Source organism: Micromonospora sp. NBC_00330 (assembly GCF_036136635.1).
Lineage (GTDB): Bacteria > Actinomycetota > Actinomycetes > Mycobacteriales > Micromonosporaceae > Micromonospora > Micromonospora salmantinae.
This window is the reverse complement of sequence record NZ_CP108012.1, coordinates 6317733-6333264: the sequence shown is the minus strand read 5'-3', so window position 1 is coordinate 6333264 and position 15532 is coordinate 6317733. Positions and strand designations below refer to the sequence as shown.

Annotated in this window: 14 protein-coding genes; 3 read left to right on the top strand and 11 right to left on the bottom strand. The window is 70.7% G+C overall.

The window, feature by feature from the left end; all coding sequences use genetic code 11:
- Positions 1-15 precede the first annotated feature (15 nt).
- Complete coding sequence (gene disA, locus OG598_RS28840; protein WP_030327921.1) at positions 16-1200, top strand: DNA integrity scanning diadenylate cyclase DisA; 1185 nt, start codon at positions 16-18, stop codon at positions 1198-1200.
- A 6-nt stretch (positions 1201-1206) separates the two neighbouring features.
- Here disA and OG598_RS28835 read toward each other — a convergent pair whose 3' ends face one another.
- The 3 genes from OG598_RS28835 to OG598_RS28825 form a co-directional block, all read right to left on the bottom strand.
- On the bottom strand, positions 1207-1923 hold the full coding sequence (locus tag OG598_RS28835) for a hypothetical protein (RefSeq protein ID WP_328651880.1): 717 nt from the start codon (positions 1921-1923) through the stop codon (positions 1207-1209).
- Positions 1924-2029: 106 nt separating this feature from the next.
- Complete coding sequence (locus OG598_RS28830; protein ID WP_328651879.1) at positions 2030-2602, bottom strand: peptide deformylase; 573 nt, start codon at positions 2600-2602, stop codon at positions 2030-2032.
- The gene (locus OG598_RS28825; RefSeq protein WP_328651878.1) at positions 2599-3111 is read right to left on the bottom strand and encodes a glycine cleavage system protein R; all 513 of its coding nucleotides are present in this window, start codon (positions 3109-3111) and stop codon (positions 2599-2601) included. Before OG598_RS28825 ends, OG598_RS28830 begins: the two co-directional genes overlap by 4 nt.
- A gap of 95 nt (positions 3112-3206) precedes the next feature.
- Between OG598_RS28825 and OG598_RS28820 the strand changes: the two genes are divergently transcribed.
- Positions 3207-4118, top strand: a complete 912-nt coding sequence (locus OG598_RS28820) for an A/G-specific adenine glycosylase (protein WP_328651877.1) — start codon at positions 3207-3209, stop codon at positions 4116-4118.
- A 549-nt stretch (positions 4119-4667) separates the two neighbouring features.
- On the opposite strand, the gene OG598_RS28815 is transcribed toward OG598_RS28820, so the two are convergent.
- From OG598_RS28815 to lysS, 3 genes are all read right to left on the bottom strand, one after another.
- On the bottom strand, positions 4668-7211 hold the full coding sequence (locus tag OG598_RS28815) for an ATP-dependent Clp protease ATP-binding subunit (RefSeq protein WP_196920089.1): 2544 nt from the start codon (positions 7209-7211) through the stop codon (positions 4668-4670).
- A gap of 559 nt (positions 7212-7770) precedes the next feature.
- The gene (locus tag OG598_RS28810) at positions 7771-8115 is read right to left on the bottom strand and encodes a histone-like nucleoid-structuring protein Lsr2 (protein WP_036392792.1); all 345 of its coding nucleotides are present in this window, start codon (positions 8113-8115) and stop codon (positions 7771-7773) included.
- 111 nt (positions 8116-8226) lie between these two features.
- Positions 8227-9735: a lysine--tRNA ligase gene (lysS, locus tag OG598_RS28805; RefSeq protein WP_328651876.1), complete on the bottom strand. Its 1509-nt coding sequence runs from the start codon at positions 9733-9735 to the stop codon at positions 8227-8229.
- 87 nt (positions 9736-9822) lie between these two features.
- Here lysS and OG598_RS28800 point away from each other — a divergent pair, with 87 nt between their 5' ends.
- Positions 9823-10563 (top strand): class I SAM-dependent methyltransferase, encoded by a 741-nt coding sequence (locus OG598_RS28800; protein ID WP_328651875.1) that lies wholly within the window; start codon positions 9823-9825, stop codon positions 10561-10563.
- 36 nt (positions 10564-10599) lie between these two features.
- Here OG598_RS28800 and OG598_RS28795 read toward each other — a convergent pair whose 3' ends face one another.
- From OG598_RS28795 to panD, 5 genes are all read right to left on the bottom strand, one after another.
- Complete coding sequence (locus OG598_RS28795) at positions 10600-11358, bottom strand: type III pantothenate kinase (protein ID WP_091403191.1); 759 nt, start codon at positions 11356-11358, stop codon at positions 10600-10602.
- A 17-nt stretch (positions 11359-11375) separates the two neighbouring features.
- The gene (nadC, locus tag OG598_RS28790) at positions 11376-12272 is read right to left on the bottom strand and encodes a carboxylating nicotinate-nucleotide diphosphorylase (RefSeq protein WP_328651874.1); all 897 of its coding nucleotides are present in this window, start codon (positions 12270-12272) and stop codon (positions 11376-11378) included.
- Entirely contained in the window at positions 12269-13963 is a 1695-nt protein-coding gene (locus OG598_RS28785; RefSeq protein WP_328651873.1) for an L-aspartate oxidase, read from the bottom strand. Before OG598_RS28785 ends, nadC begins: the two co-directional genes overlap by 4 nt.
- A 108-nt stretch (positions 13964-14071) precedes the next feature.
- Entirely contained in the window at positions 14072-14968 is an 897-nt protein-coding gene (locus OG598_RS28780) for a septum formation family protein (RefSeq protein ID WP_328651872.1), read from the bottom strand.
- A gap of 96 nt (positions 14969-15064) precedes the next feature.
- Positions 15065-15493, bottom strand: a complete 429-nt coding sequence (panD, locus tag OG598_RS28775; RefSeq protein WP_112674301.1) for an aspartate 1-decarboxylase — start codon at positions 15491-15493, stop codon at positions 15065-15067.
- Positions 15494-15532 lie beyond the last annotated feature (39 nt).

Here is a 15532-nt window from a genome sequence, read left to right as displayed (position 1 = left end):
CCGTAGACTGTGCCCGTGCCGATCGACCGCGATACCACCAAGCCAGCCGGCGCGCCGCCCCAGGCCCGCACCGGCGCCGTGGGCTCGCCCGCCCGCCCGATCAGCGTGAGCGTGACTGCGGGAGCCGCTGGGAGCGCCGGAGATCCGCTACGGGCCAATCTCGCCCTGATGGCCCCGGGCACCGCCTTGCGCGACGGTCTGGAGCGCATCCTGCGGGGTCGCACGGGCGCGCTCATCGTGCTCGGCTACGACAAGGTGGTCGAGGGCCTCTGCACCGGCGGCTTCCCGCTGGACGTGGAGTTCTCCGCGACGCGCGTGCGCGAGCTGTGCAAGATGGACGGCGCTGTCGTGCTCTCCAGCGACGGCACCAGGATCGTCCGGGCGGCAGTGCACCTGATGCCCGACCCGTCCATCCCGACGGAAGAGTCCGGCACCCGGCACCGCACCGCCGAGCGGGTGGCCCGCCAGACCGGCTATCCGGTCATCTCGGTCAGCCAGTCCATGCGGATCATCAGCCTCTACGTCAACGGCCAACGGCACGTGCTCGACGACTCGGCGGCCATCCTCTCCCGCGCCAACCAGGCGCTCGCCACCCTGGAGCGCTACAAGCTCCGGCTGGACGAGGTCTCCGGCACGCTCTCCGCCCTGGAGATCGAGGATCTGGTCACCGTGCGGGACGCGGTGGCCGTGGTGCAGCGGCTGGAGATGGTCCGCCGGATCGCCGACGAGATCGCCGGCTACGTGGTGGAGCTGGGCACCGACGGCCGCCTGCTCGCCCTGCAACTCGACGAGCTGATGGCCGGCGTGGACGCCGACCGGACGCTGGTCATCCGGGACTACCTCCCCGTCGGCCGTAAGTCGCGCACGCTGGACGAGGCTCTCGTCGAGCTGGACCTGCTCGGTGCCACCGAGCTGATCGACCTGGTGTCGGTGGCCAAGGCGATCGGCTACCCGGCCGCGTCCGACGCGCTAGACGCCGCGGTCAGCCCGCGCGGCTTCCGACTGCTGGCCAAGGTGCCCCGGCTGCCGGTGGCAGTGGTCGATCGCCTGGTGCTGCACTTCGGCAGCCTCCAGCGTCTGCTCGGCGCGACAGTGGAGGACCTGCAAGCCGTCGAAGGGGTCGGCGACGCCCGGGCCCGCGGCGTCCGTGAGGGGCTGTCCCGGCTCGCCGAGGCATCCATCCTGGAACGCTACGTCTGACCCTGCTCAGCCGGTGACGGTGAGCTTCACCGGGTCGCTGAGCTTCGTGCCGACCCGAGCGAACACCTGGTACGACCCGACCGCCGGGAAGGGCCCTCCGGCCAGCGCGCCGTCACAGCGGCTGGTGTCCCGCCCGTTCCACGGCACCTCGTAGGAGCGCTCGAAGTTCGGTGTGAAGGACTGCGGGTCCGAGCCCTGGACCTTGCCGCAGGTGTCCGACGACCAGATCTTCTCGGCACCGGACTTGATGAAGATCTCCTGAAGGTCGGCGCCGACGTTGCGACTGCACGTCCGGTTCGACGTGTTCTTGATCCTCAGTTGCAGCTCGACCACCGCGCCCCGCTGCACCGAGGTCGGGCTCGCCGACGAGACCACGCTGATCTCCTCGTCGGTGCAGGTGCCGTCGTCCTCCGAACCGGCCGCCGCGCCCAGCGGCGGTGTGTTGCTGGTGATCGCCGGGCTCGGACTCGTCGCACCCGAATCAGCGGACGCGGACGACGACGGACCGCCAGTCTGCGGTGTCAGCACCGGCCCAGCGGGACCAGACGTCGCGGCGGACGTCGCCGACGGCGTGCCTCCCGCCTTCGGCTCCTTGTCGCCGGAACGACCCGAACCGGTACAGGAGTAGAGCAGGACAATCAGGAACAGGAACCCCGCTCCGAGTACGACGGCGCGACGCCGCCAGTACACGGCGGGTGGCAGGGGGCCGACCGTCAGACGCATGATGCCCTCCACCGTAGCCGCGCCGTACCCGGCAGTGCGGCGCGACGCGCCGGAGCCCTTCCGGGGCGCCTGCGCCACCCTCCAATGAGGACGGTCCGGCACCCGGTCACAGGTAGACCTTGCGCTGATAGACCGCGTGCGCACCGGCCACCCGGTCCAGGAAGAGTAGCCCCGCGCAGTGGTCGATCTCGTGCTGCAACGCCCGGGCTTCGAAGCCGTCGGTCACCAGCCGGACCGGCGCGCCGCTGCCCGGCAGGTCACCCTCCACCACCAGCCGGCTGGCCCGCTTCACGTCCCCGGTCAGGTCCGGCACCGACATGCAGCCCTCCCGGCCCGGCTTCCACCGCGTCGCCTCGACCACGCGCGCGTTGCACAACACGAAAGTGCCGTGCACCGTCACCGCCTTCGGGTGCCCGGTCACGTCGACGGCGAAGACCCGAGCGCCCACCCCGACCTGCGGCGCGGCGAGCCCGACACAGCCCGGCGAGACCTTCATCGTGGCTATCAGGTCGGCCGCGAGTTGGACCGTCTCCTTCGCCGTGGGGTCGACCTCGTCCGCGGCCCGACTCAGCACCGGATGCGGGGCGGACACCACCGCCCGCACCTCGCCCGGCACGTCCAGCGACTCCGGTGTCCAGTCCCCCAGGCCGACGTCCGGCCCGCGCTCCTCGCCGGTCACAACAGATCCGGGTCCGCCGGCCGGAGGGTGACCTCCACGCCCAGCTCGGCAGCCGTCCGGTGCAGCCGGTCGAGCACAGTGTCCGCCACACCGGCCGGCAACTCGACCTCCGCCAGGACCACGTAGAGCGCACCGGTCAACCGGGTACTCAGGTCCGTGACATTCCCGCCGGCGTCCACCAGCACCCGCGTCATCGCCGCGACGATCCCCATCCGGTCCGAACCGTGCACCGCCATCACGTACGGCTCACCCGCCGGAGGAACATCGCCGTCCGGGGTGACCGCGCGTACCGTCGCCAGCAGCTGACCCTCGGCGGCCAGCGACGCCAGTGCGGCCTCGACCTCGACGGCGGCCGGACCGGTGCAGATGAGGGTCATCGCGAAATGCCCCCGCAGCCGCGTCATCGTGCTGTCGGTGAGGTTCGCGCCCAGTCGGGCCAGCACCTCCGCGACGTCGGCCACGATGCCCGGCCGGTCCCTACCGATGACGGTGATCGCGAGCTCGTTCATCCGCGCATTCTCCCCCGTCCGCCGAACGAGGACGTGGCACCCCGCCCGTGCCGCCCACCCAACGGGAACGCCGGGGTGACATCATCGACGACGCCATGACTCAACCCGACTTCGCCACACTGGTCAGCCGATGGTTCCAGCAGCACGCCCGTGACCTGCCGTGGCGCGAGCCCGGCGTCACCCCGTGGGCCATCCTGGTCAGCGAGGTCATGCTCCAGCAGACGCCAGTGGTCCGGGTGGTGCCGGCCTGGCAGGCGTGGCTGGCCCGCTGGCCCGATCCAGCCGCGTTGGCGGCGGACACGCCAGCCGAGGCGATCCGAATGTGGGGACGCCTCGGCTACCCCCGTCGGGCGGTCCGCCTGCGCGAATGCGCTGTCGCGATCGTCGACCGGCACGGCGGCCAGGTGCCGGACCGGCTGGAGCAACTGCTCGCGCTGCCCGGCGTTGGCACGTACACCGCGCGGGCGGTGGCCGCCTTCGCGTACGGGCAGCGGCACCCGGTCGTCGACACGAACGTACGCAGAGTCGTGTCGCGGGCGGTGGCCGGCGAACCGGATGCCGGGCCCGTCACCCGACCAGCGGACCTCGTCGCCACCGAAGAACTGCTTCCGACCGAACCGGCCGCAGCGACACTGGCCAGCGCCGCGTTCATGGAACTGGGCGCGGTGATCTGCACAGCCCGGTCACCGCGCTGCACCGCCTGCCCCGTCGAGTCGGTCTGCGCCTGGCGGGCGTCCGGCCAGGAGGCGCCGGCCGGGCCGACCCGCCGACCCCAGCGGTACGCCGGCACCGACCGACAGGTCCGCGGGCTGTTGCTCGGAGTGCTCCGGGACAGTACCGGGCCGGTCCCGCACCAGCGGTTGGACCAGGTCTGGACCGACGACGTGCAACGCGCCCGCGCCCTCGCCGGGCTGGTGCAGGACGGCCTGGTCGAAGCCGCCGACACCGACTCCTTCCGCCTGGTCGGTGACGGCCCGTCCCTGCCAACCGCGGACCTCACCACCTGACCCGCCCAGCCTGCGCATCCTGCGCGCCGAGCGCTCGCGCGCCGCACGCCCTCCGCACGCCACAGGCCGAACGCCGCGTGCCCCACGCGCCCCCGCGCCCCCGCGCCCCCCGCCACGCCGCGCGCGCGGCGCCATGGCTGGCGTGCGGCGCCTTCCACCTCAAGATCGTGCTCGATCCTGGATGTAGTGGTGTCGGGCGCGCCGGATGCCACTACATCCAGGATGTTGCGCGATCTTGGGGGCCGAGGCCTCCACGGCGAGCGAGGCCGCTGGCAAGCTCACGACCCTGCCCCACTATTGCGTCCCACAACATCAGGGAAAGTGCTGCCTCCGGACGCCGCGAGGCAGCACTTTCCCTGATGTTGTGGGGATCTTGTCGGACGCGGCAGCGTCAGAGCGCCCGCACGCGGGCGGGTGCCTCGGGCAGGTGCGATGCCGCGGCTGGCCGGGAGGGCACGAGCGGGGACGGCGGAGGTGACCTGAGGGGGCGCAACAAAGGCGGGGCCCCGGTGGCTTTCGCCACCGGGGCCCCGCCCCTTGCTGGTTGTGTTACTCGTCCACGCCCGCGGCAGCGGTGCCAGCGGCAGTGCCACCGAGATCGGCCGGGACGGCGTCCGGAACTTCGACCGGCTTGTCCGAGCCCCGGAAGACGAGCTTGGAGTTGTCGATGTCGTCCGGGTCGCCCTCGCAGTCCACCACGACGATCTGACCCGGGGTCAGCTCGTTGAACAGGATCCGCTCGGAGAGGTTGTCCTCGATGTCGCGCTGGATCGTGCGACGAAGCGGACGGGCACCGAGCACCGGGTCGAAGCCCTTCGCGGCCAGGTACTTCTTGGCGTTGTCGGTCAGCTCCAGACCCATGTCCTTGTTCCGCAGCTGGCCCTCGATCCGCTGGATCATGATGTCCACGATCGAGAGGATCTCGGTCTGGCGCAGCTGGTGGAAGACGATGGTGTCGTCGATCCGGTTGAGGAACTCAGGCCGGAAGTGCTGCTTGAGCTCGTCGTTGACCTTCTGCTTCATCCGGTCGTAGTTGGACTCGGAGTCCTCCGACTGCTGGAAGCCCAGCGACACCGCCTTGGCGACGTCACGGGTGCCCAGGTTGGTGGTCAGGATGATGACCGTGTTCTTGAAGTCCACGATCCGACCCTGACCGTCGGTGAGCCGACCGTCTTCGAGGATCTGAAGGAGCGTGTTGAACACGTCCGGGTGGGCCTTCTCGATCTCGTCGAAGAGGACCACCGAGAACGGCCGACGCCGCACCTTCTCGGTCAGCTGCCCGCCCTCGTCGTAGCCGACGTAGCCGGGAGGGGCACCCACGAGCCGGGAGACCGTGTAACGGTCGTGGAACTCGGACATGTCCAGCTGGATGAGGGCGTCCTCGCTGCCGAAGAGGAACTCGGCGAGCGCCTTGGACAGCTCGGTCTTACCGACACCGGACGGGCCGGCGAAGATGAACGAGCCCGACGGACGCTTCGGGTCCTTCAGGCCGGCCCGGGTACGCCGGATCGCCTTCGAGACCGCCTTGACCGCGTCCTCCTGGCCGATGACGCGCTTGTGCAGCTCGTCCTCCATGCGCAGCAGGCGCGAGGTCTCCTCCTCGGTCAGCTTGTAGACCGGGATGCCGGTCCAGTTGCCGAGCACCTCGGCGATCTGCTCGTCGTCAACCTCGCTGACGACGTCCAGGTCACCGGCCTTCCACTCCTTCTCCCGCTGAGCCTTCTGCCCGAGGAGCTGCTTCTCCTTGTCGCGCAGCTGGGCGGCGCGCTCGAAGTCCTGCGCGTCGATCGCGGACTCCTTGTCGCGACGCACCTGGGCGATGCGCTCGTCGAAGTCACGCAGGTCTGGCGGCGCGGTCATCCGACGGATCCGCATCCGGGCACCGGCCTCGTCGATCAGGTCGATCGCCTTGTCCGGGAGGAAGCGGTCGGAGATGTACCGGTCGGCCAGGGTCGCGGCAGCCACGAGAGCGGCATCCGTGATCGAGACGCGGTGGTGAGCCTCGTAGCGGTCCCGCAGGCCCTTGAGGATCTCGATGGTGTGGGCCAGCGACGGCTCACCCACCTGGATCGGCTGGAAGCGGCGCTCGAGAGCGGCGTCCTTCTCCAGGTGCTTGCGGTACTCGTCGAGCGTGGTGGCACCGATGGTCTGCAGCTCACCACGGGCCAGCATCGGCTTGAGGATGCTCGCGGCGTCGATCGCGCCCTCGGCGGCACCCGCACCCACCAGGGTGTGGATCTCGTCGATGAACAGGATGATGTCGCCGCGGGTGCGGATCTCCTTGAGCACCTTCTTGAGGCGCTCCTCGAAGTCACCGCGGTAGCGGGAACCGGCGACGAGCGCGCCCAGGTCGAGCGTGTAGAGCTGCTTGTCCTTGAGGGTCTCGGGCACCTCGCCCTTGATGATCTTCTGGGACAGGCCCTCCACCACGGCGGTCTTGCCGACGCCGGGCTCACCGATCAGGACCGGGTTGTTCTTGGTACGGCGGGAGAGCACCTGCATGACCCGCTCGATTTCCTTCTCGCGCCCGATGACCGGGTCGAGCTTGCCCTCGCGGGCGGCCTGAGTCAGGTTGCGGCCGAACTGGTCCAGCACCAGGCTGGTCGACGGCGCGGCCTCACCCGGCGCGGCGCCCGCCGCGGCAGGCTCCTTGCCCTGGTAGCCGGAAAGCAGCTGGATCACCTGCTGGCGGACCCGGTTGAGGTCGGCGCCGAGCTTGACCAGCACCTGGGCGGCGACGCCCTCGCCCTCACGGATCAGCCCGAGCAGGATGTGCTCAGTGCCGATGTAGTTGTGGCCGAGCTGCAGCGCCTCGCGCAGCGACAGCTCCAGCACCTTCTTGGCCCGCGGCGTGAACGGGATGTGCCCGCTCGGCGCCTGCTGGCCCTGGCCGATGATCTCCTCGACCTGCTGGCGGACGCCCTCCAGGGAGATGCCGAGGCTCTCCAGGGCCTTTGCCGCGACGCCTTCACCTTCGTGGATCAGGCCCAGCAGGATGTGTTCCGTACCGATGTAGTTGTGGTTGAGCATCCGGGCCTCTTCTTGGGCCAGGACGACAACCCGTCGCGCTCGGTCGGTGAACCGCTCGAACATGCCCTCGTGCTCCTCACGTGCCGTGCGCCTTGATGGTCAAGATCTTGGCGGGGCCGGTGCACGAACGTCCAGGACGGGCGTCCGTGCCTCCTTACTCTATCGTCGCTGACCGACTCAGCTGAGGTCGTGTGTCTCTGCTCTGGGTCGGTTGCACGTCGTTTTGAACAACCGTCCGCGCTCAGGAGGTGTTCCGGTAGCCCTGTCGCTACGCGCAGAGCGAAATCCGACTGGCTCGACGGAAGCCCGATCCGGGGTCCGGAAGCGCTCCGGGAGGCCCCGGGGGGCGGACCGGCGGTCGCGACGAGCGCCGCGCCGGACCCCTGAGGGAGGTTTTCCACAGGCTGTGGATAGCTGTTCCACTGGTTGTGGACAACGTCGGCGGGCCCGGAATGCTTCCCGGCCCCGAACGGACGCGACAATGCCGCCCGAACGGGCACGACGACACCGCCCCGAACGGGCACGACGACGCCCGGATACGGCGACGCCGGCCCGGAGAAACTCCTCCGGCCCGGCGTCGGTGTCGCCTGCGGTGGCGGCTGGCCACCAAGCTGCTGACGGATCAGCGCTTCGCGTGGAACTCGTCCACGATCTCCTGCGGGATACGACCCCGGTCCGAGATGTCCTTGCCGGCCTTCTTGGCCCACTCCCGGATCGCCTTGTTCTGTTCCCGATCGGCAGTCGCGCCACCCCGACCGCGGGCAGCCCGCCCACCGATCACGACACCGCCCCGGCCGACCTTGGTGCCGGCGCCCACGTACGACGCAAATGCATCACGCAATTTCGCGGCGTTGGCGCTCGACAGGTCGATCTCGTACTGAACGCCGTCGAGGGCGAACTTGACGGTCTCGTCCGCGTCCCCGCCGTCCAGGTCATCGACCAGCTTGTGAATGATCTGCTTGGCCACGTCCCACATTCCTTTCGAGCAGGGTGCTCCTGCTAACGAGAGCACAATAACCCGCGCGCCGCTTGTCGCGTCAATAGGATCCGGTTACGGCTCGGCGTACGCCGGACGGGACTACTCCGGGCGGACCAACGGGAAGAGGATCGTTTCCCGAATTCCGAGGCCGGTCAGGGCCATCAAGAGCCGGTCGATTCCCATTCCCATACCGCCGGCCGGCGGCATTCCATACTCCATCGCCCGAAGAAAGTCCTCGTCGAGCCGCATCGCCTCGTCGTCGCCACGGGCGGCCAACTGGGCCTGGGCGACCAGCCGCTCGCGCTGCACGATCGGGTCGACCAGCTCGGAGTACCCGGTGCCCAGCTCGAAGCCGAGCACGTACAGGTCCCACTTCTCGGCCAGCCCCGGCTCGCTGCGGTGCGCCCGGGTCAGCGGGCTGGTCTCCTCCGGGTAGTCCCGCACGAAGGTGGGCGCCTCCAGGCCGGGGACGACCAGTTCCTCGAACAGTTCCTCGGCCAGCTTGCCCGGGCCCCACTTCGGGTCCACGGCCAATCCCACCTTGTCCGCGTACTCCACCAGGCGTGAGCGTTCGGTGCGGACGGTGACCTCTTCGCCCAGCGCTTCGGAAAGCACACCGAACAACGACACGGACCGCCACTCGCCACCCAGGTCGAACTCCCGCCCGTCGGCATGGGTCACCACCGTCGAGCCGCTGACCGCGATCGCCGCCTGTTGCACGAGATTACGGGTCAGCTCGCCGATCGTGTCGTAGTCGCCGTACGCCTGGTACGTCTCCAGCATCGCGAACTCGGGCGAGTGCGAAGAGTCGACACCCTCATTACGGAAGTTGCGGTTGATCTCGAAGACGCGGTCGACGCCGCCGACCACAGCGCGCTTGAGAAACAGTTCCGGAGCGATTCGCAGATACAGATCGGTGTTCAACGCATTGCTGTGGGTCACGAACGGTCGGGCTGCCGCGCCGCCATGCAGCAGTTGCAACATCGGCGTTTCCACCTCGATGAAGCCCTGCCCGTGCAGTGAATCGCGCAGACTGCGTACTGCGGTGGCCCGGGTACGCACCATCTCCCGTGCCTGCGGCCGGACAATCAGGTCGACGTAACGCTGACGGACGCGCGCTTCCTCGGAAAGGGGCTTGTGGGCCACCGGCAACGGTCGCAGCGCCTTGGCGGTCATCTCCCACTGCTGGGCCAGCACCGACAGCTCACCCCGACGGCTGGTGATCACCTCGCCGGTCACGCCGACGTGGTCGCCGAGGTCGACGAGGCGCTTCCACGCCTCCAGCCGATCCGGCCCGACCCGGTCCAGGGAGAGCATGGCCTGCAACTCGGTGCCGTCGCCGTCCCGGAGGGTGGCGAAGCAGAGCTTGCCCGTGTTGCGCACGAAGATCACCCGGCCGGTGACCGCTACCTGGTCGCCGGTCGCGGTGTCGGTGGGCAGGTCGGCGTAGGCCGCCCGGACCTGCGCCAGGGTGGTGGTGCGGGGAAAGCCGACCGGGTATGGCTCGATGCCCTCGGCGAGCATCCGGTCCCGCTTCTCCCGGCGGACCTTCATCTGCTCGGGAAGGTCATCGGCGGGGTCCACTGGCACGGGGTTCTGCTCGGTCACGGCACGCTTCCTCGTCACGGAGATACAGGGGTCAGGCCCGAGCGTACTCAAGCGGTCCGGAGGCCGTTACGGGATAACCTGCCCGTCATGGTCGATCACACTCATGCCCTGTCGTTCGGTGCCGCAGCGAGTGATTACGACCGGTTTCGGCCACGTTATCCCGAGGCTGCGGTCCGTTGGGCACTCGACGGGCTGAGCGAGGCCCGGGTGGTCGACCTCGCGGCCGGCACCGGCATCCTGACTCGAGCCGTGCTGGCACTGGGCCACGAGGTGATACCGGTCGAGCCCGATCCGGGGATGCGGACGCAGCTCGCCGCCAGCACCCCCGGCACGACGGCGCTGGCGGGCAGCGCCGAGGCCATACCCCTGCCCGACTCGACGGTGGACGCGGTGCTGGTCGGGACGGCGTACCACTGGTTCGACCGGGAGCCCGCGCACGCCGAGATCGCCCGGGTGCTCCGCCCCGGCGGCACCTTCGCCCCCCTCTGGAACATCCGGGACGGCAGCGTCGACTGGGTGGTCGAGCTGGGTCGCATCGCCCACTTCGGGGACAAGTCGACCAGCCAGGTCTTCGGCGAGCGCCCCGACTTCGGCCCCGCTTTCGACGCCGTCGAAAAGCGCGAGTTCACGCACCGCACCACGCTCACGCCGGACGAGCTGGTCGGCATGGTCCGCACCCGCTCGTACTGGCTCACCGCCTCCACCGACGATCAGCGGCGGGTCGAGCGGGAACTGGCCGAACTCCTGAACACCCACCCCGCCCTGGCTGGCCGGGACACCATCGAACTGCCGTACCGGACGCTGGTGCTGCGCGCCCGGCGGCGCTGACGCCCGCACGCAAGGCCGGCCCGACGGCGGCCGGGGTCACAGGTTGCGGTCGTAGACCATCCGCAGACCGATCAGGGTGATCATCGGCTCGTGGTGGGTGATGCTGCGACACTCGTTGATCACCAGAGAGGCGAGGCCGCCGGTCGCGATCACCGCCCGCACCTCGCCCAATTCCTCGGTCATCCGCTCGACGATGCGGTCCACCTGGCCGGCGAAGCCGAAGTACAGGCCGGCCTGGAGGCACTCCACGGTGTTCTTGCCGATCACCGAGCGGGGCTTGGTGGCCTCGACCTTGCGCAACTGCGCGGCCCGGGCGGCCAGCGCGTCGAAGGAGATCTCGATGCCCGGGGCGAACGCGCCGCCGAGGAACTCACCGCGCTCGCTGATCACGTCGAAGTTGGTGGTGGTGCCGAAGTCCACCACGATCGACGGACCGCCGTAGAGGGTGTACGCGGCCAGAGTGTTCACCACCCGATCGGCGCCGACCTCCTTCGGGTTGTCGATCGCCAACTGCACCCCGGTCCGCACGCCCGGCTCGACCACGACGCTCGGCAGGTCGGCGTAGTAACGACTGAGCATCGTGCGCAGGGACCGCAGCGCGGCCGGCACCGTGGAGCAGGCGGCCACACCGGTGATCTCGACGTTGTCCCCGGCGAGCAGACCCCGGAACATCAGGCCCAGCTCGTCCGCCGTCGAGCGGGCATCGGTCTTGATCCGCCAGGAGTGCACCAGCTTGTCGCCGTCGAAGGTCGCCAGCACGGTGTTGGTGTTTCCGATGTCGATGCAGAGCAGCACGCACGCAGCCTAGACAACTAGTGGGCGCGCAGGTCCAGCGCGATGTCCAGGATCGGCGACGAGTGCGTCAGCGCGCCCACCGAGAGGAAGTCCACGCCGGTCGCCGCGTACCGGCCGGCCACCTCCAGGGTCAACCCGCCGGTCGCCTCCAACTCCGCCCGGTCACCCACCGCCGCCACCGCCTCGGCCAGCACCTCCGGCGTCATGTTGTCGCAGAGCAGGAAGTCCGCACCGGCCTCCACCGCCTCCACCGCCTCGTCGACTCCTGTCACCTCGACCTGCACCGGCACCTCCGGGAACGCCTCCCGGACCCGCCGGTAGGCCGCAGTGATACTCCCGGCCGCCAGCTTGTGGTTGTCCTTGATCATGGCCACGTCGTAGAGGCCCATCCGCTTGTTGGTGCCACCGCCGGCCCGCACCGCGTACTTCTCCAGCGCCCGCAGGCCCGGCGTCGTCTTGCGGGTGTCCAGCACCATCGCCTTCGAGCCGGCCAGCGCGTCCGCCCACGCGCGGGTGTGGGTGGCCACCCCGGACATCCGGCAGAGCAGGTTGAGTGCCGTCCGCTCGGCCGTCAGCAGCAGCCGGGTCGGGCCGGTCACCGTCGCCAGCACGTCGCCGCGGGCCACCCGCTCGCCGTCGCGGGCCAGCACCGACACCTCGACGGTACGACCGAAGCCGGTCACCTCGCCCACCAGCTCGAACACGGCGGCGGCCACCGCCATCCCGGCCAACACCCCGTCCGCGCGGGCCACCAGGTCGGCGGTGTCGGTCTGTTCCGCCGGAATGGTGGCCACGCTCGTGACGTCCAGGAAATCCGGGCCCAGATCCTCGACCAGCGCGCCCTCGATCACCTGCCGTACGTGCGCCGGATCCAATCCAGCCGCCCGCAACGCCGTCTCCGTCGACTCGATCACGAGTTCCCCTCCCACTGTTGCGTCACCCGGCCCTGCGCCCCGACCGCCCCGACGAGATGGCCCAGCCACCGTTCGTCGGCCGTCGGGAAGTCCTCCCGCCAGTGGCAGCCCCGGGTCTCACCACGGGCGTACGCGGCGGCAACCAGCGTCGACGCCACGGTCAGCAGGTTCGTCGCCTCCCAGTCGGCGGTCCGCGGCCGGCCCCGGGCAACGCCCAGCTCGGTCAACGTCCCGGCCGTCCCGGCCAGCGTCGCCGCTGATCGGAGCACCCCGGCCCCCCGGGTCATCGCCCGTTGCAGGGTCGGCGTCACCTCCGCGGGCAGCACCCAGCCCGTCCCGCCACGCCACGCGCCGGTCTCCGCCGGCTGGGCCTGCTCGGGCAGGCCGGCTGCGATGTCCTCGGCGATCCGCCGGGAGAAGACCAGGCCCTCCAGCAGCGAGTTGCTGGCCAGCCGGTTCGCGCCGTGCACGCCAGTGCAGGCCACCTCACCGCAGGCGTACAGGCCGGGGATGGAGGTACGGCCGCGCAGATCGGTCCGGACCCCGCCGGAGGCGTAGTGGGCGGCCGGCGCCACCGGGATCAGATCGGTCGCCGGGTCCACGCCGATCGCCAGGCAGGACGCCACGATGGTGGGGAACCGACCGGCCAGGAAATCGCCGCCCAGGTGCCGTGCGTCGAGGAAGACGTGGTCCGCGCCGGTGGCCAGCAGCACCCGGTGGATGCCCTTGGCCACCACGTCCCGGGGTGCCAGCTCGGCCAACTCGTGCTGGCCCACCATGAACCTCTTGCCGTCCGCGTCCACCAGGTACGCGCCCTCGCCGCGCAACGCCTCCGAGACCAGCGGCTGCTGCGCATGCCCCGCACCGGGCACCCCCGCGCCGGACGGGGTGATCAGGGCGGTCGGGTGGAACTGGACGAACTCCACGTCGGTCACGGCCGCGCCAGCCCGCAGCGCAAGCGCCACCCCGTCCCCGGTGGAGACCGCCGGGTTGGTGGTGGCCGAGAAGATCTGCCCCATGCCGCCGGTGGCGAGCACCACGGCACGGGCCAGCAGCGCGCCGACGCCGTCCTCGCTGCCCTCGCCCAACACGTGCAGGGTGATCCCGCAGGCCGGGCCGAGCCCGTCCGGGCCGTCGCCGGGCGCGCGCAGGAGATCCAGCACGAGGGCGTGCTCGACCAGCCGGATCCACGGGTCGCGCTGCACCGCGGCGTGCAGGGCCCGCTGCACCTCCGCGCCGGTGGCGTCGCCGCCGGCGTGCACGATCCGGTCCGCCCGGTGCCCGCCCTCGCGGGTCAGCATCAGCGAACCGTCCGGGTGCCGGTCGAACTCGGCGCCGATCCGCATCAGCTCACGGAGCCGGGTCGGGCCCTCCTCGACCAGGACCCGGACCGCCGCCGGGTCGCACAGCCCGACCCCGGCGACCTCGGTGTCCCGGGCATGCGCCGCCGGGGTGTCGGCCGGGTCGAGCACGGCGGCGATGCCGCCCTGCGCCCACCGGGTCGAACCGTCGTCAATGTTGACCTTGGTGACCACCGTGACGTGCAGACCGGCCTCACGCAGGTGCAGCGCCGCTGTCAAACCGGCCACGCCGGAACCCACCACGATCACGTCGGTGGTCTCCACCCAGCCGGGCGCGGGCGCGGCCAGCAGCGCGGGCAGGGCAGGCAGGTCGACGGTCGGGAGGTCCATCCCCCCAGTCAACCCGAACCATCCTCGCCCGGGGCGGCGGGGGCGGGACGAGTGTTTTGGGCTACCCCGTCCGGCCCGCGCCGCGCCGCGCCGACCGTCAGGCAGTGGTCACTTCGTCCGGACCGGCAGACCAGCCGGGCCCGTGCCCTTCAGCGAGGCGGTCACCGTACGCTCGCTGAGCCACAGGTAGCAGCGGACGCCGCGATCACCGACCTTCCAGCGCCCCGCCCCCGGCGGACGGACCACCACACCGCTGCGGAAGCGCAGCTTGGCGTCGTCCGGTACGCCCGCGTACCGGGCCAGGACGCTACGACAACCCGTGTAGAGCGGCAGCCAGTCGGCGTCCCGGCTCGGGTACGCCAGGTCCGGTGCGCGCCAGACCCCCACGAACTCGGCGTCGTGCTGTTTGCCGCACTCCACCGGGATCAGCGTCTGCACACCCCGGCCGGCGCCACCGCGGGTCTGCTGGCAACCGAGGCGCAGCGCGGTCGGGCCCTTCAACGCGTCCCGCAGACTGCCCGACCGGACCACCACTGTGGCCGCCGCCTCGACAGTGGTCAGCTCGGTGAGGTCGCAGCGGAACCACCGGGAACCCGCCGCCCACCCCGGCCCGTTGGGCAGCGCCACCGACAGCCGCAGCCGACCGGACCGCCAGTCGTCACCCACGTAGCCGGTCGCCCGGGTGTCGCACTCGGCGAACGCACCCCGCAGCTCGGCCGAACCACCCGCCGGAGCGGCCGTCCGCTCGGCCGGGAACGCCCCGACGTGCACGGTCTCCAGGCGGTGCGGCCCGGCGCAGTCCACCGGCTCATAGCTGGCCAGGCTGACCAGGTCGGTGAAGTCGGCGGCGTGACACACACCGGCGGCCGGAGTGAACGCCGACGGTGCCGGCAACGCCGCCCAGTCGTCGGTCAGATCACCGTCCAGGCCGCCGGACCCGCCACAGCCCACCAGCAGCACTGCCGTCACGGCAGCGGCGAACACTGTCGTCATGGCACGGCTCATCGCGGCCTCCCCCAGCCACCGACCGGCTTCCGCCAGCGTGCCCAGGGTAACCGGAAATGACCTTCTGGTGACAGACCGGAATCGCGGTACGCGGGATCAGACTCCGGACACGGCCAACGGGCTGGGCACCGGGTTACCGGCCGTGCCAGGCGCCGCCGCGGCCGGATCGGCGCCCAACTCGATCACCCGGTTGTCGGCGTCGACGTGCACGACCCGTGGCCGGTAGGTCCGGGCCTCGGCGTCGTCCATCTGCCCGTACGAGATCAGGATGACCAGGTCGCCGGGGTGAACCAGGTGCGCGGCGGCGCCGTTGATGCCGATCACGCCGCTGCCCCGCTCGCCCGGGATCACGTACGTCTCCAGCCGAGCGCCATTGGTGATGTCCACGATCGCCACCTGCTCGCCGGGGAGCAGGTCGGCGGCGTCGAGCAGATCCTCGTCCACCGTCACAGAACCGACGTAGTGCAGGTCGGCCTGGGTCACAGTGGCTCGGTGGATCTTCGACTTGAGCATGGTCCGCAACATCGGAGTGGCCTTTCGCGGTATCGGTGGAGGGTGGTTCGG

What these genes read in the sequence shown, in the direction of transcription:
- OG598_RS28800 (WP_328651875.1), top strand. Translation starts at nt 9,823, where the DNA reads ATGGTCGATCACACTCATGCCCTGTCGTTCGGTGCCGCAGCGAGTGAT.
- OG598_RS28815 (WP_196920089.1), bottom strand. Translation starts at nt 7,211, where the DNA reads ATGTTCGAGCGGTTCACCGACCGAGCGCGACGGGTTGTCGTCCTGGCC.
- OG598_RS28835 (WP_328651880.1), bottom strand. Translation starts at nt 1,923, where the DNA reads ATGCGTCTGACGGTCGGCCCCCTGCCACCCGCCGTGTACTGGCGGCGT.
- OG598_RS28825 (WP_328651878.1), bottom strand. Translation starts at nt 3,111, where the DNA reads ATGAACGAGCTCGCGATCACCGTCATCGGTAGGGACCGGCCGGGCATC.
- OG598_RS28785 (WP_328651873.1), bottom strand. Translation starts at nt 13,963, where the DNA reads ATGGACCTCCCGACCGTCGACCTGCCTGCCCTGCCCGCGCTGCTGGCC.
- OG598_RS28780 (WP_328651872.1), bottom strand. Translation starts at nt 14,968, where the DNA reads ATGAGCCGTGCCATGACGACAGTGTTCGCCGCTGCCGTGACGGCAGTG.
- OG598_RS28820 (WP_328651877.1), top strand. Translation starts at nt 3,207, where the DNA reads ATGACTCAACCCGACTTCGCCACACTGGTCAGCCGATGGTTCCAGCAG.
- panD (WP_112674301.1), bottom strand. Translation starts at nt 15,493, where the DNA reads ATGTTGCGGACCATGCTCAAGTCGAAGATCCACCGAGCCACTGTGACC.